Origin of the sequence: Sorangium sp. So ce693, from assembly GCF_051521375.1 — a bacterium.
In the GTDB taxonomy this organism is placed as follows: domain Bacteria; phylum Myxococcota_A; class Polyangia; order Polyangiales; family Polyangiaceae; genus Sorangium; species Sorangium atrum.
Genome location: NZ_CP150347.1, coordinates 10924747 through 10944593, shown reverse-complemented (window position 1 = coordinate 10944593; position 19847 = coordinate 10924747). Strand labels below are relative to the sequence as shown.

Genomic DNA, 19847 nt, shown 5'->3' with positions numbered 1-19847 from the left:
GACAATCAGTGGGGCGGCACGGGATTGGGCACGTCGAATTGACGGTAAGGCATGGAGTCGCCCGCCTGCCCCTGCCCCACCGCATCATCAGGTGCTGCATTGCCTGCGAGACCGCCATCGCCAGGTCTTCCAAGCTGTATAGTGGCGTCCGGCCCGATGCCCACGTAGGCGCTGTGAGCAGCGACGCCGTAGGAGGATCCTCCGAGGCCGCCGCCGGCGTCGCCCCCGCGACCGCCGTCGCCACCAAAGCCGCCGGAGCACGCGCGCCACATCTGACTGCCGGGAGCGCCCAGTCCACCGTCGCCGCCTGGTGAACCCCCGCCGCCTGGTTGGCCCGTGCCGCCGACCCCGCCGTTGCCGCCGTTGCCCGTCATCACGCGAGTCGCCTCGAGCGTCACCGCGCTCCCCTGCAGCGCAACAACGCCGATGCTCGACCCGCCATAACCACCGCCTTTGCCGCCAAGGCCACCGCAGCCGCCGCCGCCGCCTGAACCGCCAGCCGCACCGCCCTGCGGGCGGCCAGCTGGACACGCCACCATCGGGCCGCGCGACCTGCTGCCGCCCCCGCCGCCACCTCCTTGACCGACCCCGCTCTTCTTCCCATCATCACCGCGGATTCCCATCCAGCCGTCTTCGGTGAGGTAGCCTGCGCCAACAGCACCGTCCGCGCGACCGGCGTCAAGGCCACCCATCCCGTTTGCGCCATCACTGCAACGGGCGCTCCCCGCGCCAGGGCCTCCAAGGCCGTTGCCTTCTGGATTCTCCGCGGGCATCGGCTGTCCCGGAGCGCCATCGCCCCCCGACTCGAGCCCACCGTCGCCCCCATAGCCTCCAGTGGACTCGATGCCATCGTCGCACACGGTCACGACTTCCAGCGCGCCCGTCGGGGAGTCCGCGGTGCAGGCGTCCACGCCGTGGTTCCCTACCACGCCGACGTTCGCGCGGAAGCTCGGCGCGTCCTTCCCCGGCTCCCCGTCCTTGCCGTTGCCCGCGACGATCACGCTCTCCTGCACGAGCGCCCTGGCCCCCGAGCTCATGATCATCGCGATCGACGACTTGCCATCGTCCGCGGACGCATCCGCCGCCTCGACACGCACGCCGAAGACCGTTGACGTCGCGTGCTCTTTGTCATCCGCGATCACCCTCAGCGGGGTCCCCACCGGCGGAGCGATGATCGTCGGGTGATTCGGCCCGCCGAACGACCCGTCATACGACCAATCGCCGCCGTCACACAGGCGCCCGCCCCAGAGATCGACCCCCGAGGGAAGCGTGATCTTCTCCTCGAACGACCCGCCGCACGCGTACACGCGCCGGGTCGCTGCCTCACCGTGGCCTCGCCCGTACGCGGCGAGCCCGATCGCGTGCTGAAGGGTCTTCACCGGAGCGTCCTTCGTTCCGGCGCTGTTGTCGTCGCCCTGCTCGCTGACGAACACCCCGCACTCGTCGAGCGCCATTGTCGTCGCTGGGTCGCCATCACAGAAGGTCGGCTCAGGCGCAGGGGCGCACTCCATCACTTCCCAGCAATCGTCACGGTACGAAGTGCAAGCTAGCAGCGTGCTGCTCGCTCCCCACGCAACGACCACGACAGCAACGGCGGCGGCCAACGCTCTTCGGTCTTCTCGTGGCCGCATCCCCTCGGTACCCGGCATGGTCACCACACCCCCTCGATGCTCACGCCCGTCTCGTGCCCGGTCACGACGGGCGATATCTGGACCCGATCCTGCGCTGGCGTGCGTCCCAGGAAGGAGAAGTCCGTGAAGAAGGACGCGGCGGTGGCCGCGCCGATCACACCGCCCGTGATGACCAGGGCCATGCCCACCCGGTCGGACAGGTTGCGCGCGTCGCGCAGGCGCCGCAGCTCGCCGCATGGCGAGCGATCTGGCGCTTGCCAGCACATGGACGAGCTCGATCTCGGGTCGCTCTGGAGCTGGTCACGCCGCGCGCTCATATCCTGATCGAGCTTGCTGGCGCTGATCATGAGGATGGCGCCTGCCGATACGGTGCCCGTCGCGAGCGAGATTCCCACGACACGCAGCGTGCCCGGCCACGAGGCCCATGAGCTGGGGGCCTGCGCGCGCGGCGCGGGCAAAGCGCGCACGGGAGTCGCCGTCGCGGTCGCGGTCCCCTTGGCGCTGCTCGCCTCCTTGGTGCCGCTCGCCGCCGCACACAGCAACGGCATCGTGAACTCGTGCTCCGCGCCCGCCACGGCGCGCAAGGAATGAAGCGCATCCTTACAGCCCGGTGCACGGCCCCGCACCATGTGTTGGCCCGGCTCCAAGAACAGCGTGTAGGTCCGCGCGGTCCGGCCGATGCGCTTGCCGTCGATGAGCACCTCGGCGTCGGGCGGATCGACGCCGAGCACGAGCCGCGCGACGTGCGGCGCTGCGTTGCGCTGGCCTGCCTCGAATCGCTGTTGGAGCGCTTCTGGCAACACTTCGCGCTGTTCTAGGCTCCTGGCCAGGTGCTCGGCCGCGTCGCGGTACTTGTGCAGCGCGAGCTCGCAAAGGCCGAGCTCGCCGGCGAGCTCCGCGCGCTCTACCTCGGTGCTGGTCGCCGCGTCTGCGGCCTCCAAAGCTGCCTTGTATTCAGCGGTTGCCTCGGTCCACTGCCCGGCCTTGCGCGCTCTCCGACCACGGCGAACATGCTCCTTCACCGCCGACCCGTCGCTCGGTCCCGCCTTCGGATGGGTATCGTCCGCACTGGACGAGTTCGGGAACCCTGTTGCGGCCCCGAACGCAAGAAGAATCGAGAGCGAATGCGCAATGCAACGCATGCCGCGACGGTACCGACGCCCGCTGCTTGGCGTCAACCGGCAGAAACCGCCACGTCTCGGCGGCCTGGGTGAGAATTGACGGTCGGATGAGGGAATGCGTTCAACCATCCGTCAGGCATGGCCAAGCGTAGTCTAAGCGACTACACGGCCGCACATTGTCCGACCGAAGTTGCTCCTCGATTCATTTTTCTGAACCTTTGGGGCCACCTCACGTGTGCTGCTTACCGTGGCCAAGCCAGCGACCGACTCCACCGGCTTCGAGCTCTTCCGGCGCCTGGCCAGGCGCCACGGTGTACCGGCGCGAAACGCCGAGGATATCGCCCAGGAAGCGCTGCTGCGGGGGCTCGACGCCGACCAACGGATCGAGCCGGGCGGCGACCCGGGGCCGTACCGCGTCACGATCGCCGTCAACCAAGCGCGCAATCACGTCCGTGACGCGCGCTGCCGCGGCGAGGTGCTCACGTCGTTCGATGAGGGTGAGATCCGAGATGAGCTCCCGACGCCGGAAGAGCTGCTCCGCAGACGGCAGCGGGAGGAGTTCACCCGGCAGCTGATCGACCAACTCGATCCCAAGTACCGGGATCTCGTGATCAAGCACGACCTCGAGGAGGTCCCGCTCGCCGAGATCGCCGCCGAGCAGGGGCTCCCGCTGGACACGGTTAAGACGCGACACCGGCGGGCGCACAAGGAGCTCGAGGTGCAGGGGGGACGGTGGCAGGCGCAGGAGCGCTCTCAGGGAAGGGACGGGAGCATCTGCGTGCCGCTTGCACTGGGGTTCGGCCGTCGCGCGTCGTGGGTGGCCTCGCTGCGCCGGCTGGGCCTGAGGCTCGTCGTTCAGGCCGCGCTCGTCGTGGTGACCGGTGCGCTCGTCTCCGCCGTGCCGCCTTTGCCCGACCTGGAACCGTGGATCAGGGCGGCGGCGGTCCGCGCCCCTGCCACCGCGCCCGCGGAGCAGGACGCCGTGGCGCCCCCCGCGCGAGATGGCGCCCAGAGCGCCGCGGGGCCTGCCGGTGGAGACGGGATGCCCGGCGCGGCGGCGCCCGCCGCGGCGACCGCGCACGAGATCTCTTCGCGGACGGAACACGGAAGCGCGCGTGGCGAAGCGATGGCGACCGGCACGCCCGCTCCCTCGAACGCGAAGACGAGAAGTCACCGGGCCGCGCCTCCGGCGAGCGCTGTTCGACCGACCGCCGACGAGGTCGAGAGGAGCCTGGTCAACCAGGCGCGGAGGGCCATCGAGGCCAACGACGTCATGGCCGACGTCGAGGCTCGGCGGCTGCTCGAGGCCCACGCGCGGCAGTTCCCGCGAGGGCGGCTCGCCGCGGAGCGCGAAGCGCTGCTCAGGCAGCTTCGCTGAATCGTCGGCTACCCATCAACAGCTAGGCAGACGGGGATAGCGGTGCTGCTTTCGCGCAGCGCAAGGCCGAGATCCGCGTTGTGTCGGACAAGAACGCTCACGTCCAGGAGGCGAAAGTTCATGGAAGACATGCTGGGTGCGATGTGGCTCGTGTCGCCGCTCGGGCTCGCGATGATCGCGTGCGTCGCGATCGGCTTCGCGGTCACCGCGCGCGAAGCGCTGGGACGAGAGCGCGGGCTTCGCGAGGCGCGCGAGCACGCGCACGATGACGAGGAGGCGGCCCTCACCGATGCGAAGGAGCAGGCCGTGGGGGAGCGCGACCGATATCGGCGCCTTCTGGACTGTCACGTCGACGCGGCGCTCGCAGAGCTGACAGACGCCCGAGCGCGCCCCGCTCCCCGGCCGGGGAGGGTCCTGGAGTCGTTCTGCGCGACGATGCCTTCGTGGAGGAGAAAGCTGGGCGAGAGCACGGGGTTGGAACCAAGGGAGGTGGAGCGGTTGCTGAGGAGCGACCTCCCCATGACGCCCGGCCTTGCCCGGCAGCTGGAGTCCTTCACCGGCGCGCCGGCGTGGTACTGGGAGCGCCTGTGGCGGCTGCACGACGATTACCGGACGGACGCAGAGGAGACCGTGGTGATCCAGGTGCGCGAGCCCGGCACCAGGCGCGAGAGCTCGGCGCATCCGGCGTCGTCGCCGGCCCCGAGTTCGGCGCCGCCGACTGCGCCGACGGTACCTCCCCGCGCACTCGACGTTCCTCCGCCCGTGGTGCCGTCTCCCGAGCTTGTCGCCAGGAGCCCGCGGGCGAAGCTCCCGCCGCCTCCACAGCCGCGGCTTCGGTCGCCGCGCCCTGTCCGTGCCGTCGCGGGGGAAGAGCTCGCCCGTCGTGCTGCCACCCTGACGAGCTTCCCGCTACAGCGTGACGAAGCGGGGACGAGTTCCGCCAACGCGTCCGACTGGGAGGACGCAGAGCGCTCTCCGCTGAACACGACCCTTCCGGGAGTAGGGAGCCATGGATGAGCGCCGCCGCGCTTCGCAGCTACACGCCATCAGGAGCCTGCTGGCGAGCATGCTGGCGCTACGGGAACTGAGCAGCTACGGCTGACGTCTTCCTTTGGTAGTGGACGGGGAAGAGCGCGAACCGGTGCCGCACGAGTGCGGACACGCAGCATCATCAGATTACGGGCGTTTGCCCGAGGGGGAGGGTAAAACCATGAGTCATCCGTCGAATGAAGACGAGCGAGCCGCCGCGCACGCGCGCCTGTTTTGCCCGGCCGTGGTCCGCGCCGTGCTGCGCTGGCTGCGGAGGCTGGGGGTCCCACTGTGCCATTGTGCCGACGTCGCAGGCCAAATCTGGCTCAACGCCTGGGAGAGCTGGCCCAGGTTCGATCCGAAGCGGGGCAGGCCTGAACGCTGGTTGAACGCGATCACCGTACATGTTGTCTCGCACTATCGCGAGCGTATGCAGCACCGCAGGGAGGAGCTCGTCGAGCTTATCGATGTAGCCGATCCAGCACCGGATGCCGCTGTTGCGATGGATTACGACAGCATCAGATCGGGCACCATCAACGCGGTGAAAGAACTCGATCCGCAGCTGCGATTTGTTCTCGTGGCACACGATCTGGATGGGATCCCGATGGCCCAGGTGGCAGAAGACGCGGGGCTACCTCTCTCTACGCTCTACAAGCGACGCACAAGGGCCCTCGGTGCACTGCGCGACATCATGGGGCTTCGGGTAACCATGGAGGACTTCGCCGGGAGAGTGGGGCCGCAAGGAGCATCAACGAAGGCATCCTAACGTATAGCTGTACCCTACTGACGACCGGGCCGAACCGCCGACAAGGGAGGGGGCGGTGTGGTGCGTAACGGCGTGGCTCAGGGGGCTGGCAAGCGAGGCGACGACGCCGGCCCGAGGCGACGGGTCGTTCGGCGCGAGCTCTCCGATCCCGGGGCTCGCAGGTTGGGTCCGCGCTGGGGCCATCCCGTCCGAGGAGGCGCAATCGGCGGTGGTTACGTGCTCCCCCAATTGCGATCAAAGGGACGGTTCGGCATCGCGCATTGGTTCCCCAAGTTCTCCCGCGCAGGGCGGGAAAGCGCCTATCCGCGCTGCGAGTTCTGCATCCCTGGGGTCGACGGAGCGGTCGGAACTGGTGCGAGTTCGCGACGGAGCGCTCGCGTCGGGCGCGGAACGCGGCACGGAGCACGGGGTCGAGGCAGTGGCGGGCGCTGCGTCGAGCGGGTGCGGGGTGCGCCGGGCGTGCGCTTGAGAGCGCGGAGGGCGCAGCGGCGCTCTCGGGGGAACTCGAGCCCCGACCGCGAGCCCAAGAGCCCTGGGCGGCGCGTGCGCGGGCGCGTGGCGGCCCTGGCGCGCTCTGCTTCGACCCGGTGCGATTCGGAGGCGAGCGCACTCCTCACGCCGGCACCTGGACGGGCTCGCCGGGCCCCGACTAGCGCGCTGCGAGGTCGGCGCCCCTGGGGTCGGCTGAGCGCTGGGCACGGGTTTGGGCGAAACGCTCGCCGGTGTCGGCTCCCAACCAGAGAGGTTCCCGTAGGGCGCGTGCCGCGACCCCGCCGTTGGAAGGACGACCCCCCGATCCTGCTGGGCGACGTGGGTCAGCGGGTCGGCGAGGGGAACCTGCCGGAGGAGCCTGTTCCGGATGAGCTTCTGCGGGAAGGCTCCGCTGTTGACGCACACCATCTGCTGCGGGCGCCACGGCCCCTGCTCGTGGATCGCCCATGCGACGGCCCCCTTGCCCGTTCTCATTTCCCCCTGAAGGAGTAGCGGGATCGGGGACAGCGCGACCTTCGCCGAAGTGTCGAAGACGACGCATATCGTGTGGCTCGCAATGATGGGCTCGCCGTCGGCCTCGCAGGACCCAAGCTCGCCGTTCCAGCTCAGGACAACGAGCGGCTCGGCCTGCACCGGGCGCTCTAGCGGAGCCTGACGCGCCGCGCTAGAACGAGGGCGCGGCGGGTTTTCGAGCACCTAGGGCTACCGGCGGCTCAGGGAACGGCGCGCACGCTCCCACAGGCGGCCGACTCGTTCTGGGGTGTGGGCACGCGGCTGGCGGGTAACGCCTGGGAATTTCTGGATAGATCTTCTGCGGCCTCCGTCGATTTTGCTTCCGACTCGCTCGCGCTCCCCCGATTATCAGCCGGGAGTGCGGACGAACTAGGAGGGCTTCCCGCCTTGACGAAACTTCAGCAACCAGATGTGGGGGACGCCCCTGCCGTGCGGCCGCTCACCCGGTGCAACGCCGAGGGACGGTTGTACCAGCGCTCCCCAGCGGTCCAGCGCGAGATCGAGACCGTGCTGGGCCTTGAGTCCGAAGAGTTGCTCGCTTCGACCGACGGCCTAAGCGATGAGACGCTGGTGTACCTGATCCGCGAACGACGGCGCGTGCGGGACTGGTCGGTCGCGACGAAGCTGTCGAACGTGCTCGTTGAGCGCTGCAGGGGAGTGCTCCTCAGCACCCTGGGCTCGTTGCCGCAGGACGTGCGCGACGAGGCGATTCGCACGGTGCTCGAGCAGCTCTCGGCGCGCATCTTCGCGCTCGACGACGACCGTGGCGATTTCTACCAGGTCCGCTTCGGCCTCGCGCTCAAGCGCCTTGGTACGTCTGCGTTCAGGCAGTGCGTCCTCACGATCGAGCGGCATCGGCGCGCGGAGCACGACGCCGAGACGGAGCACGACGCCGAGCCTGAGTGGGCGAATTCACGGAACGCGTCGTTCGACCCACGTCAGTGGCCCGAGGATGCCGTGCACTTTTTCAAGGATGCGCAGAACGGGCTACAGGCGATCGGGAATGACGACCATCGCATGGCGTTCGCTCTTCATGCGATGCGCGATATGCCGATCGAGAGCGACGACCCTGAGACGGCGACCATCAGTCGATTCTTCGGGGTGTCGCCGCGCACCATCAGGAACTGGCTGGACCAGGCCGAGGCGGATCTCGCTCGGTGGCGGAGAGGAAAGTCATGAGCAAGGCCAATGAGCGACCGGCGCTCGAGGACGTGCTCGACACGTATCTCGTGGCTGTGGAGGAACCCGACCTGGACTCGGCTCGGGAGTGGGGTCGGCGTTTTCCCGAGCACGCCGAGGCCATCCGTGACTTTGTCACGAGCTGGAGGCTCGCGGCGAGGCTCCCCGCCAACCCGAGCGCAGCTCCGATCGACACCGCGACGTTCGTACAACGAGGTATGACGGTTGTCGCAGGCGTGCTCCGCGGCGAGCAGGAGAAGGACTTGGCCGCCGTCACCCGGCCACCGATCGAAAGTCTACTCGTCGAGGCGAAAGCGCGGGGCATCTCGACAGCCGACCTCGCGGCCAAGCTCGGCTTGAGCGTCACGCTGCTCGCAAAGCTGAATCGACGACTACTCGACCACGCGTCGATCCCGCGCGAGTTGATCCAAGCCATCGCGGTGACTCTCGCGCGCTCGGCGGACGCGGTCGCGCTTTACTTCGCGCAGCCGCCAACGTTCGCGGCGGGTGCATTCCATCGGGCGGCGGGGAAGCCAGCCATTGCTGACCGGGAGGACTTCTTCGGCGCAGTCCGCTCAGACCTGGCTCTCACCGACGAACACCGCGCCCGCTGGCTCTCGTTGTCGCCCGGCGGGAAGCCGTTGCCGTGACTGGAGGCTGGGGGGAGATCCGCCGACGGGCTCGCGAGTGGCACGCCAAGGCGCTCACCGCGGCGGAGGGCAACCCATCGGCGGCGGCCCTCATCGCCGCGGCCTCCGCGCTGATGGACGTCCCGTGCTTCGGCGTCCCAAGCTCGGATCCGCTTCTCGACGGCGGAGATGCCGCGCTCGATACCGAGACTGGGGCGATCTGGTTCCGCAACGACATCGACCCTGGCCTCGCACTCTATTACCAGGCCCACGAGTTCGCGCACCTTTGGCTCGATGACCGCCAGGGCGCGTGCGATGCGAGCGATCTTGCCGCAGATGCTGGTGCGAGCGCTCCGGCCGTCGGCGTGCATCGCGTCGAGGGCTACGGGCCGCGCGAGCGGCGCGAGCGACGCGCGAACGTCTTCGCGGGTGAGTTTCTGCTCCCGGCGCCGTTCCTTCGGCGATGGTTCAAGGGGGGCGAGGACGCCCGCGTGATCGCGCGGCGAATGGGCCTGCCAGAGGGGCTGGTGCTTCATCACCTGGCGAGGGCATTGCTGATTCCGGAGGGCTTAGGTCCAACGACACAGGAGGAGACCGAGGCGCGCCCCAACCTGGACCCAAGTCAAAAGCGCGCCGCCTGTGCAGAGCGTGGACCGCTGTTGGTCGACGCCGGTCCCGGCACCGGGAAAACCCGCACTCTCACCGCGCGCATCGAGCACCTCCTCGCGTCGGGCTGCGCCGCTACCTCGATCCTTGCCCTGACTTTCTCGAACCGTGCCGCGGAGGAAATGCGCCAGCGCGTCGCGCGAACCGCGCCGGCGGTGGCCCCGGACATCTGGATGGGGACGTTCCACGCCTTCGGCCTTGAGCTGCTACGCAAGTATGGGCAGCACGTTGGCCTATCACCACACTTTGCGGTGCTGGATCCGACCGACGCCCTCGCGCTGCTCGAGGGGGCCCTCCCGGAGCTGAAACTCGATTATTACCAGAACCTCTACGAACCGACGATCCAGCTGCGAGACATCCTCAGTGCGATCTCGCGGGCCAAGGACGAGCACGTCGGGCCTCAAGCGTATGGTGAGCTCACCCGCGGGATGGATGCGCGAGCTACGACCGACGAAGAACATGTACAGGCGGCGAAGGCGATGGAGGTGGCGCACGTCTACGCGGTCTATGAGGAGCATCTCAGGAGTCGAGGTGCTGTGGACTATGGCGATCTGATTGGCCGGAGCATCGACCTCCTGCGGGAACATACCCACGTCGCGCGCGACGTGCGCGCCCGGTACGAGCACGTGCTCGTCGACGAGTACCAGGACATTAACCGCGCTAGCAGCCTCCTACTGCGCGAGCTTGCCCATGACGGCCGCGGACTTTGGGTCGTCGGCGACTCCCGTCAGGCGATCTACCGCTTCCGCGGGGCGGCCCCCGCAAACATGGCGCTCTTCGCGCGCGATCTCCCAGGTGCGACAACGCTCGCGCTTGAGACAAACTACCGCTCGCAGCCGGCCGTCGTCGCCGCCATATCCGAACTGGCCCCCCGCATGCGTACTTCTCGCAAGCAAGCGGCGTTCAGCACGTGGCATTGCAAGCGCGAGGATGCGCGCGGCGCGGTTCGCATGGAGATCGCGACGAACCTCGACGCGGAGTGCGTGGGGATAGCCGCGGAGATCCGACACCAGCATGCATCGGGGGTCCGGTACCGCGACCAGGCCGTATTGTGTCGGTCGCACACGCAACTCGCACGCGTTGCCGCCCGCCTCGAGACGGCTGGCGTGCCGGTCTTTTATCTGGGCAATGTCTTCGAGCGGCCGGAGGTTCGCGACCTGCTCTGCGTCATCGCGCTCGCATGCGAGCCCTCGGGCGCCGCGCTTCACCGCGTCGGCCGGTTCCCCGAGTACGATGTCACACCGAGCGACGTCCAGGCGCTCCTCGCGTTCGCGCGCAACGAGAAGTGCCGGTTTCCGGAGGCGCTACGGCTCGCGGCTCAGGCCGTCGGGCTTTCGGAGGAAGGACGAAGGAAGCTGACGCTCGTGGCGAGCCAACTCGACGGCATCCACTTTGGCACTACGCCATGGAGCCTGCTCTCCGAGTACCTGTTCGTGCGGAGCCGGTATCTCGCATCCGCGCTGGATGGTGGCTCGCTTACGGGGCAGCAGCGGGGGCTCGCGATTTACCAGTTGCTGCAGTTCGCCTATGAGGCAAGGCGCAGGAAGCGGCTTCCAACGGAGGACCCCAAGCGCGCGTTCCTTGAGCACGTGCGGCGGCTCGAGGCGTTAGGCGACGAGAAGGCGCTGCGCGAGATCCCCGAGGATGCCGCTCATCTCGATGCTGTGCGGCTCTTAACTGTGCACGCAAGCAAGGGCCTCGAATTCCGCGCGGTGTACTTACCATACCTCGGACAGGGACAGTTCCCCGCACGACGCAGGTCACCCGCCTGCCCACCACCAGACGGGATGTTGGAACACGGCATCGTCGACGTGCACGACGAGGAGGAGGAATGCCTGTTCTTCGTCGGCCTATCTCGTGCGCGAGATACCTTGTGCCTCTCTCGCGCGGAGCGCTACGGCGAAGTGAAGAGCAACGCATCGTCACTGCTGGGGCTCATCACTCCGCATCTGTCGCGGCCAGCATCGAGCGCGCCCACATGGACCCTCGCCGCAGTCACGGCGGAGCAGCCCGCCCCACCGGCACCTCCACCCGGCGAACGCATCGTCCACCGCGCCGAAGACCTCGAAGTCTACATCGCATGTCCGCGCGAGTACTTCTATCGTCACGTCCTCTTGCTCGAAGGGCGCACGAAGTCGGCATACATGCGGTTCCACCAGAGCGTGTTCGATGTGCTCCACTGGCTGCGGCATCGAGGCGAGACGGACGCGCCAACGGATCTCTCCAGCGCGCTGGTGCGTCTGTCCGAAGTCTGGCAGGAGCGCGGTCTAGATGCGCACGTTCACGCGGCCTTCTACCGCGAGCAGGCAGAGCGAATGGTCGCGCAGATGCTGGCAACGGTGTTGAGCGGCGGGATCGCCGCTCCGCCGCGTTCGCAGCAGGTCGAGCTCCAACATGGACGGATCGTGTTCATCCCCGATCACATTGGGCGACTCGCGAGTGGGGAGGAGGAGGTTGTGCGCTTCCGCACCGGCCGCGTGAGCAAACGCGAGGGCGAGAAGCCGGTCTATGCGCTGCTGCGGGTGGGCGAAGGCGCCGGTGGCCCACCATCACGCCGGCGGGTTCGGATCGTCTCCCTGTCTACCGGCGAGTCGATCGAGGCGACAACGGGCGCAGCGGCGAGCACCAAGGCGCTCGCCGCGTACGATGACGCGATGCGCGACATCGCGGCAGGCCACTTCCCGGCGACCGCCGACGAGCGCCGGTGCCCGAACTGCGCCTACTACTTCATCTGTCCCGCGCCGTAGCCCGCGGGGCGAATCGAGACGCCAGCGACGATTTCGTTTCCGACTCTGGCACGTCGGCTCGATTGGTCCTGCGAGACGACGGGACACCGAGAAGGAAGGGGGCGACGAGCCTCTTCTAGAGGCGTCCCGCGCCGATGCAGCGCATCCACTGCGGGGAGAAATTTCCGCAACGGACGCAGCGGCGAGCTCCAAGGCGCTCGCCGCGTACGATGAGGCGATGCGCGACATCGCGGCAGGCCACTTCCCGGCGACCGCCGACGAGCGCCGGTGCCCGAACTGCGCCTGCTACTCGATCTGCCCCGCGCCGTAGCCCGCTGGGCGAATCGAGACGCCAGCGTCGATTTCGTTTCCGACTCTGGCACGTCGGCTCGATTGGTCCTGCGAGACGACGGGACACCGACAAGGAAGGGGGCGACGAGCCTCTTCTGGAGGCGTCCCGCGCCGATGCAGCGCATCCACTGCGAGGAAAAATTTCTGTAACGGGCGCAGCGGCGAGTTCCAAGGCGCTCGCCGCGTACGATGAGGCGATGCGCGACATCGCGGCAGGCCACTTCCCGGCGACCGCCGACGAGCGCCGGTGCCCGAACTGCGCCTACTACTCGATCTGCCCCGCGCCGTAGCCCGCTGGGCGAATCGAGACGCCAGCGTCGATTTCGTTTCCGACTCTGGTACGCCGACTCGATTGGTCCTGTGAGATGACGGGACACCGACAAGAAAGGGTGCGACGAGCCTCTTCTGGAGGCGTCCCGCGCCGATGCAACACGTCCACTTCGACGAGAAATTTGATGGCTGCGCGAAGGTTTGTTGCGACCGGGAAGAGCAGAGATGGCGAAATTACGAAACTCTTCAACGCAGGAGAGCTGTGGTTGCCCCGGTCGAAGGCGGACGTTATCGCCGACATCGAGAACAAGGTCCACATGTACTACGTGCTCTGGCCGGGAGACGGGCGGACCGCAGTCCGCGTGGAGAACGGTTCGCCGGGCAAGTACCTGCGGACCGATCGCGACAGCACGACGCGTAGCAATCTCCTCGACCTGCCGGACTGTTGACGTAATCGGAGGCATTAATATGGCGAAGAAGAATGTTCATACGACGCCTAATCCGCAGGGAGAGGGCTGGGTCAACCAGGTCGGTGGTGAGGTTGTCAGCCGACATCATCGGAAGGAGACCGCTGTGCAGCGCGGTAAGGAAATCGCTCAGGACAATCATTCCGAGCACGTCATCCACCGGAAGGACGGCACGATCGGCGAGAAGAACAGCTACGGCAACGACCCGAACCCGCCCAAGGACAAGAGGTAGGCAGATGCAGCCGCAACGCCCTGGCATCGTGCCGCCCCGACCCGCGATCCCCGTGAAAACTCCGCAGCGGCCGCCGCCCGAGATTCCCCACCGGCATATGCCCCCCGAGGTTCCTCTCCGGCCCACCCGCGGATGCCCGTTGCCTCCGGCCTCGTGATGGAACTCGCCTACTATGACTGCGGACTGTCCACCCTGACCTGGCGGACCGGGGCATGATGGCGGCTGGGCGACACCGGGGAGGCGTGATGCCTCGCTGCAGGCATCCCTCGTGGCAGGCAGGGTTTCCGGGCACCTACGCACAGCCGCAACGGAACGACCCAGGATTCGCTCGCCGGGAGCGTAGCCGACCGGGCACTTTCCCTGCCGGAGGCACGGGAGGTAGTGGCAACGGAAGGCATACCCCTCCTGAGGTGGGATGGGATCTCCGCTGGCCTCGCAGAGGGTGGTGGCCATGGCGGTATCTGACGGGGCGATGAGGCACGCGAGCGCTATCGCGGCACGCCCGCGCGAAAGATCGTCGAGGGCTCGCTCGCGCCTGGTCTGGCGTGGAGCCCGCACACGCCTGCGCTGGTCACCTCGACAAGGCGGGGTAGCCGTCGGCTAAGGTATCTTCCCACAGGGCGCTTGAGCTGTCAGAGAAACTATGAGTGAAAATACCATACACGTGGCGGATTTTTCCAGCAAAACCAACGCCTATCTCACTGAATATATCAAGTTTGCAGACGCAAAGGCCGGGGCAATCCTGGTATTCATGACCCTCGTAGGAGCCGTGGTATCCGCAACTTCGGAACGCATGCTTTCAACCGCGTACACAGCTGCCTGGGGCGCATTTGTGCTGGGCGCGATTGCCGCAGGGGCCATCCTAGTTTCTGTAACGATGACGCTGTGGTACACAGTTGCAGCATTGTTGCCTAGAACGAGCAACGCGAATCAATCGCTTCATTCGTTTCCTGATATCGTCAAGATGCAACCTGAATATTATGCGAGCTCAGTACTCGCGCTCACGCCGGAATCCATTGCGAGAAACTACTCCTTTCACAACCACGCTCTCGCCAAAATCGCGATGGCCAAGTATGAATCCGTTGAGCGAGCGATGCGCGCGTTGCGCGTCGCCCTTCTGGCCGCGTTCGTAGTGGCACTTCTTTTTGCAGTGGCGAACGCAAAATCAGCCTCCGCCAAGGCGGCGGTCGACACAAGCAAGATGCAATTCGGCATTAGCATGAAGCCGCCGCCAAACCCATGACGACATGGCGATAGCTTGAGATCAAATGCGGAACCACAAAGCTTGATCAACAAATGTTTTGAATACATCCCGCGCGATGCGCTCCGAATACACCAGGTGAGTGACGGAGCTAACTCGACGAATCTCTGGCATGGGTGAGGAATGACTATCCTGAAGGCCGTCAACAAGGCTTACGACCGCTACTACGGCGAAAACGATAGCCACGTGGTCCTCAAGACTGCGCGTGCGAGAAATAGCTTCGGGTCGGCGCCCGGAGTGGTTCTCGACGAATCTAAAGATGGCTTCGGTGTGCTCGCGCGCCATTATGAGATTCAAGAGGCGCTGCGCCCCCTGTTCGGCAAGGGCTCCCCCGTTGAGCCAAGCATCGGGGATCACCCTGACTTCGAGCATCTCAGGGCGCCCCGCACGACCGAATATTCGCCAATCACGACGCTGTTCATGGACATGGAGGGGTCTACACGACTAGGCCTGATCTACGATCCAGAGAAGGTGTTTCGAATCAAGAACGCAGTGATCCGGGCCGCCATCGACATCATCAAGTCTTTTGATGGTCACGTGCATCGGATCATGGGCGATGCGGTAATGGCGTACTTTGGTAGCAGGGGGCAGTCTGTTGAGAATGGTGCCATCGACGCCCTTAACTGCGCAGCTACATTGCGCGCGCTCTTCGTCCACCTTGTGGATTCTCAGTTGCCAGAGATGGCGAACGATCAACTCGGTATTCGCGTCGGTGTGGACTACGGTCCTAAAGAGAAGGTGCTGTGGGGCCCATATGGCTATCCGGGCATGGAAGAGGTTACGGCAACCTCGTTCCACGTGGACGTCGCCTCGAAGCTACAGCACGCCGCGGGGCGAAACCAGATTATGATTGGGCACTCGCTGCGGAGCCTGCTGGATGTGCCCGATCTCCTGCTGGAGAAGAAGACCGTCGTCAAGAACGGTGAAACGCGAGAGGAGCCCTACGTTCTGCCGAACTACCTCGGCGCAGATGGCATGCCTGTCAATTATCGGAAGTACCTGCTAAAATGGGAGGCCTATCTTGCGACTACAAAGCTTGCGAGCGCAGCGCCGACCTTGGTGGGTCTGAGCGGGGAGCAGCTTCGAGTCAACATAGGTGTCGTTGACGTGCATTCGGACGCATCTATCTCTCATACGTACCAGCCGTCCGCCCGCATGCTGCCGAAAAGAAGGCAATTGATGTTCGATGTCCAAATTCCATGCCAACTCCGCCTCCCGATCGCTATCGACTTTCGTGTAGAAAACCATGGTACCGAGGCTGGTAGGGTGGAAAACAACGGCGATCACTCGGACCGACAAGAGAAGACGAGGAACGGCGACCTCAGGTGTGTCCATTGGGAGAGCACGCTCTATCGGGGACTCCACTACTTGAACATCATGGTCAGCTCTCAGGGCAAGCGGGTCCTCGCGAGTCGCTTGGGAATCTGGGTCGAATAGGTGGCTTCGAGGTGTGGACCACCAGCGAAGCTAGGCACCGAGATGCCCCCACGGGGCGCGCAGACGGCGACGAGTTCGCCTTGACTGTGCTCACGGTAGGCCACCTGAACCCGCTCGCCACATTATGGATGCCACCGATAGTGCACCTCGCGACGCAGGTCGACATGGGCAGAGTGATCGGGTCTTCGCACTCGGTCGAAATGACTGGATTTTGTGGGCAGCGACGACGGGGCGGAGTGGAACGCCACCGTCGTGTCGCTGATCGCCTCCCGCGTCTTACACCAGCTCGACCCCTGGGCCTACCCGCGCGACGTGCTGAGCCTGCTGCCGAGCTGGCCGCGCGATCGGGTCTCGAGATCGCTCCGAAGTCCTGGACGCAGACCCTCGAGAACACCGATGCCCTGCCGCGGCTCGCTGCCAGCCCGTGGACGGCGCGGGACACGCCGGCCGCGTGGGCGCTTCGAAGCCTCCTCTGCACCACGGGTAGCGTTCGGCGACGCCGCGCTGGGCGTAGGCGCCGCTCGCCGGCGTTGCCGCGGCGGCGCGGCCTCTGCGCCATCGATCGCCGCAGACCCGCACGACTTGCCAGGGCGCCGTCTCCGCACGCCAGCGTCACTGGCCTCACGCTTGTTGACGCTCAGGCTGATTGATGGCGTCGCGTGCCCGCTGGCTGATGGCCATCACCGGTCTGCGCGGGCGAGGTCGAGGAGGGCGATGGCCATCACCGGTCTGCGCGGGTACCCCCCACAGACAGAGCGATGAACATCTCCGGCGCGCGGGGCCATCAACACGTGATGGCCATCGCGTCGGATGAGCCGCAGGCGCCGACAGCACGATGGCGGCCGGCGCCCGCCACGGTCGCGGTAGGACGGCCCTTCGTCGCCATGCTGGCCGACTCGGGCCGCGGGGGGTTCACGCTGGCGCCGGCGTAGGGCGTCGTGCGTGCTGGCGCCACATGGGATGGCCCTGATGTCGTGAGGAGTGTTGAGGGATGCTCCCGCGATCGACAAAGATGAGCCGCCATCAGATTCGTGCCCGGACGCGCGACACGACGGTCGCGTACTCTGGAAGCGCGGCGTGCTGCCGTCCGCAGGAGGAGCATCGTGGAGCTCGCTCTCATCGTCCTTTTCGTGGTCTCACTCGCGATCGCGGCGTTCTTCGCGTTCAAGGAACACAAGACCGGCGTCTCGCTCCGGCAAGCGGAGGGCTCGCTCCGGCAAGCGGAGGGCTCGCTCCGGCAAACGGCGGACTCGCTCCGGCAAATGGAGAGCTCACGCCAGCAGGTAAGCAGCGAGCTCAAGCGGGCGCTCGATACGAACGGAGGTCTTTGCCAGCACGTCGCGAGCCTGCAGGAGCAACTTCAGCGTCTGAGCCGCTATCAGACGATCGTCGACGCCGAAGCCGCCGCCGCCGGAGTGCGAGCGCAAGCCGAGACGTGGGCAGCGCAGCTCAGGGCGCACGCGGAGGCCGCTGCGGCGGAGCTCGCCAGCGGCGCTCGACGGGAGGCCGATCGCCTTCTCGCCGACGCGCGCACCACGGAGGCCCAAGCGCTCGCCGCGGCCAACGCGTTGAAGGCGCAGACCGAGACGTGGGCAGCGCAGCTCAGGGCGCACGCGGAGGCCGCTGCGGCGGAGCTCGCCAGCGGCGCTCGACGGGAGGCCGATCGCCTCCTCGCCGACGCGCGCACTACGGAGGCCCAAGCGCTCGCCGCGGCCAACGCGTTGAAGGCGCAAATCGAGACGTGGGCAGCGCAGCGCAGGGCGCGCGCGGAGGCCGCTGCGGCGGAGCTCGCCAGCGGCGCTCGACGGGAGGCTGAGCACCTCCTCACCGACGCGCGCGCGACGCACGCGCAGGCGCACGCTGCGGCCGACGCCTTGAAGGCGCAGGTCGCGGCAGAGGCGCAGGCCGCCCAGGCGGCGGCGCGCACCTCGGTTCAAGCGACGCTGGGCCAGGCTTCTGCCGACGCGGCGCGTATCGTGGACAACGCGAACCGGCGCGCCGAGGAGATCGCCGGCGCTGCGCTCACCGCACAACGGGAAGCGAAGCGCCTCGAGCAGACCGCGCAGGCGATGAAGAACGTGATGGAGGGCTACGGCGATCGCTACGTCATGCCGACGGCGGGTCTCCTGGACGAGCTCGCCGAGGAGTTCGGTTTCGCCGAGGCAGGACAGCGCCTCAAGGCGGCGCGCGGCAAGTGCCGCGACATGATCAGTCGCGGCGCGGCGGCGACGTGCGAGTACGTGGAGGCGAACCGGCGCACGACGGCCATCGCCTTCGTGCTCGATGCGTTCAACGGCAAGGTCGACACGATTCTCGCCGATGTTCGGCACGACAACTTCGGGACCTTGCAGCAGAAGATCCGAGATGCGTTCATGCTGGTGAACCAGAACGGGCGCGCCTTCCGCGAGGCGCGGATCCTGCCCGAGTACCTCGACACGCGGCTCGAAGAGCTTCGATGGGCCGTGATCGCGCAGGAGCTAAAGCTGAAGGAGCGCGAGGAGCAGCGGCAGATCAAGGAGCGAATCCGGGAGGAAGAGCGAGCCCAGCGCGAGTTTGAGAGGGCGAAGAAGGAGGCCGAGAAGGAGGAGGAAACGCTCAGGAAGGCGATGGAAAAGGCACGTCGTGACGTGGAGAAGGCGAACGGCGAAGAGCGCGCCAAGTACGAGCAGAAGCTCCTCGAACTCTCCGAGCGGCTCCGCGCGGCGGAGGAGAAAAACCAGCGCGCCGTCTCGATGGCGCAGCAGACGAAGGCCGGGCACGTCTACATCATCTCGAACGTCGGTTCGTTCGGAGAGCACGTCTACAAGATCGGGATGACGCGGCGGCTCGAGCCCCTGGACCGAGTCCGTGAGCTGGGCGATGCGAGCGTGCCGTTCGAGTTCGACGTGCATGCGATGATCTCTAGCCAGGATGCTCCAGCCCTCGAACGGGCGATCCATCAGCGTTTTGTCCGCAACCAGGTGAACAAGGTGAACCCCCGCAAGGAGTTCTTCCGTGTGCCGCTCCACGACATCCGCCAGGAGATCGGGCAGATGTCGCTGGAGGTAACGTGGACGCTAGCGGCAGAAGCGCGGGAGTTCCGAGAGACGCAGGCGATTGAGCGTGCGATGGCGAATAAAACCTTCGACGAAGCCGCCTGGCTTGAGGCGCAAGCGAAGGCGGAAGCCTCGCCGGCGTTCGAGCGCGATCTCGCAGAGGCCACCGCCTGACACCGACGCGTGTCAGGGCCAGCGGCGTCGTCAGGCATCATCGCGGCGAGAGGTTGATCGCCCGCGCATGCCTTCGCGCTTGCCCCCCGGCACAGGCCTACTGCTTACCGACAGCGCGTTGCCGGAGACCTCCGGGGCGCTTCGACACGCAACCACTGCGCGCGAGCGATCTCAGCAGAGCCCTGGCGAGCGGCAAGGCTCCGACAGCGAGTCGACGCGACCGGGCGGGCTCGACGTTCGGCCCAGGCCTGCTCACCCCTCCGGTGCCACCGGCAGCCCGAGCAGCCGACCGATCGCCTCGTGAACGACCCGGGCCCCCACCTCATCCCCGAGGGTGACGGCGCGGCTCAGGGTGCTGACGAGCGAGGCGACCACCGCCGCCCGAGGCGACGGATCGGTCACGGCGAGCTCCCCAAGCCCGGGGCTTGGCCCTTGGGCCCGGGTTGGGCCCATGCCCCCCGGGGGGGTACGATCCGTCGCCACGCCCTCC

General features: G+C 66.9%; 16 protein-coding genes. 11 read left to right on the top strand and 5 right to left on the bottom strand.

Translation table 11 applies throughout. From position 1 onward, the window contains the following. Positions 1 to 5 precede the first annotated feature (5 nt). Positions 6 to 1631 carry a hypothetical protein gene (locus WMF14_RS40845; RefSeq protein ID WP_437804393.1) on the bottom strand — a complete coding sequence of 542 codons (1626 nt, stop codon included), beginning with the start codon at positions 1629 to 1631 and terminating at the stop codon, positions 6 to 8. Between the two features lie 20 nt (positions 1632 to 1651). Further along, a complete protein-coding gene (locus WMF14_RS40840) occupies positions 1652 to 2653 on the bottom strand; it encodes a hypothetical protein (protein WP_437804391.1) in 1002 nt (333 codons plus the stop codon). A 346-nt stretch (positions 2654 to 2999) separates the two neighbouring features. Between WMF14_RS40840 and WMF14_RS40835 the strand changes: the two genes are divergently transcribed. From WMF14_RS40835 to WMF14_RS40825, 3 genes are all read left to right on the top strand, one after another. After that, positions 3000 to 4130 (top strand): RNA polymerase sigma factor, encoded by a 1131-nt coding sequence (locus tag WMF14_RS40835; protein ID WP_437795492.1) that lies wholly within the window; start codon positions 3000 to 3002, stop codon positions 4128 to 4130. A gap of 120 nt (positions 4131 to 4250) precedes the next feature. Continuing rightward, positions 4251 to 5147 carry a helix-turn-helix transcriptional regulator gene (locus tag WMF14_RS40830; protein ID WP_437795489.1) on the top strand — a complete coding sequence of 299 codons (897 nt, stop codon included), beginning with the start codon at positions 4251 to 4253 and terminating at the stop codon, positions 5145 to 5147. Positions 5148 to 5340: 193 nt separating this feature from the next. Beyond that, positions 5341 to 5925, top strand: coding sequence for a sigma-70 family RNA polymerase sigma factor (locus tag WMF14_RS40825; protein WP_437795486.1), 585 nt, complete (start codon positions 5341 to 5343; stop codon positions 5923 to 5925). Between the two features lie 234 nt (positions 5926 to 6159). Here the strand turns inward: WMF14_RS40825 and WMF14_RS40820 are convergent, their stop codons facing one another. Next, complete coding sequence (locus WMF14_RS40820; RefSeq protein WP_437804389.1) at positions 6160 to 6915, bottom strand: sigma 54-interacting transcriptional regulator; 756 nt, start codon at positions 6913 to 6915, stop codon at positions 6160 to 6162. A gap of 402 nt (positions 6916 to 7317) precedes the next feature. On the opposite strand from WMF14_RS40820, the gene WMF14_RS40815 reads away from it, so the two are divergent. The 7 genes from WMF14_RS40815 (at position 7318) to WMF14_RS40785 (ending at position 16148) form a co-directional block, all read left to right on the top strand. Then, the gene (locus WMF14_RS40815; RefSeq protein WP_437795483.1) at positions 7318 to 8109 is read left to right on the top strand and encodes a hypothetical protein; all 792 of its coding nucleotides are present in this window, start codon (positions 7318 to 7320) and stop codon (positions 8107 to 8109) included. Then, on the top strand, positions 8106 to 8759 hold the full coding sequence (locus tag WMF14_RS40810; RefSeq protein ID WP_437795480.1) for a hypothetical protein: 654 nt from the start codon (positions 8106 to 8108) through the stop codon (positions 8757 to 8759). Before WMF14_RS40815 ends, WMF14_RS40810 begins: the two co-directional genes overlap by 4 nt. Further along, complete coding sequence (locus WMF14_RS40805) at positions 8756 to 12151, top strand: UvrD-helicase domain-containing protein (RefSeq protein ID WP_437795478.1); 3396 nt, start codon at positions 8756 to 8758, stop codon at positions 12149 to 12151. Before WMF14_RS40810 ends, WMF14_RS40805 begins: the two co-directional genes overlap by 4 nt. Positions 12152 to 12846: 695 nt before the next feature. After that, on the top strand, positions 12847 to 13200 hold the full coding sequence (locus tag WMF14_RS40800; RefSeq protein WP_437795475.1) for a DUF3892 domain-containing protein: 354 nt from the start codon (positions 12847 to 12849) through the stop codon (positions 13198 to 13200). Between the two features lie 19 nt (positions 13201 to 13219). After that, on the top strand, positions 13220 to 13450 hold the full coding sequence (locus WMF14_RS40795; RefSeq protein WP_437795472.1) for a DUF2188 domain-containing protein: 231 nt from the start codon (positions 13220 to 13222) through the stop codon (positions 13448 to 13450). A 664-nt stretch (positions 13451 to 14114) separates the two neighbouring features. Next, positions 14115 to 14693 (top strand): Pycsar system effector family protein, encoded by a 579-nt coding sequence (locus WMF14_RS40790; RefSeq protein WP_437795469.1) that lies wholly within the window; start codon positions 14115 to 14117, stop codon positions 14691 to 14693. Positions 14694 to 14834: 141 nt separating this feature from the next. Continuing rightward, on the top strand, positions 14835 to 16148 hold the full coding sequence (locus WMF14_RS40785; RefSeq protein ID WP_437795467.1) for a nucleotide-binding domain-containing protein: 1314 nt from the start codon (positions 14835 to 14837) through the stop codon (positions 16146 to 16148). A 1271-nt stretch (positions 16149 to 17419) separates the two neighbouring features. On the opposite strand, the gene WMF14_RS40780 is transcribed toward WMF14_RS40785, so the two are convergent. Beyond that, the gene (locus WMF14_RS40780; RefSeq protein WP_437795464.1) at positions 17420 to 17761 is read right to left on the bottom strand and encodes a hypothetical protein; all 342 of its coding nucleotides are present in this window, start codon (positions 17759 to 17761) and stop codon (positions 17420 to 17422) included. Positions 17762 to 18022: 261 nt separating this feature from the next. Between WMF14_RS40780 and WMF14_RS40775 the strand changes: the two genes are divergently transcribed. Then, positions 18023 to 19357, top strand: a complete 1335-nt coding sequence (locus WMF14_RS40775; protein ID WP_437795461.1) for a DUF4041 domain-containing protein — start codon at positions 18023 to 18025, stop codon at positions 19355 to 19357. Between the two features lie 252 nt (positions 19358 to 19609). On the opposite strand, the gene WMF14_RS40770 is transcribed toward WMF14_RS40775, so the two are convergent. Then, positions 19610 to 19759, bottom strand: coding sequence for a hypothetical protein (locus WMF14_RS40770; RefSeq protein WP_437795458.1), 150 nt, complete (start codon positions 19757 to 19759; stop codon positions 19610 to 19612). Positions 19760 to 19847 lie beyond the last annotated feature (88 nt).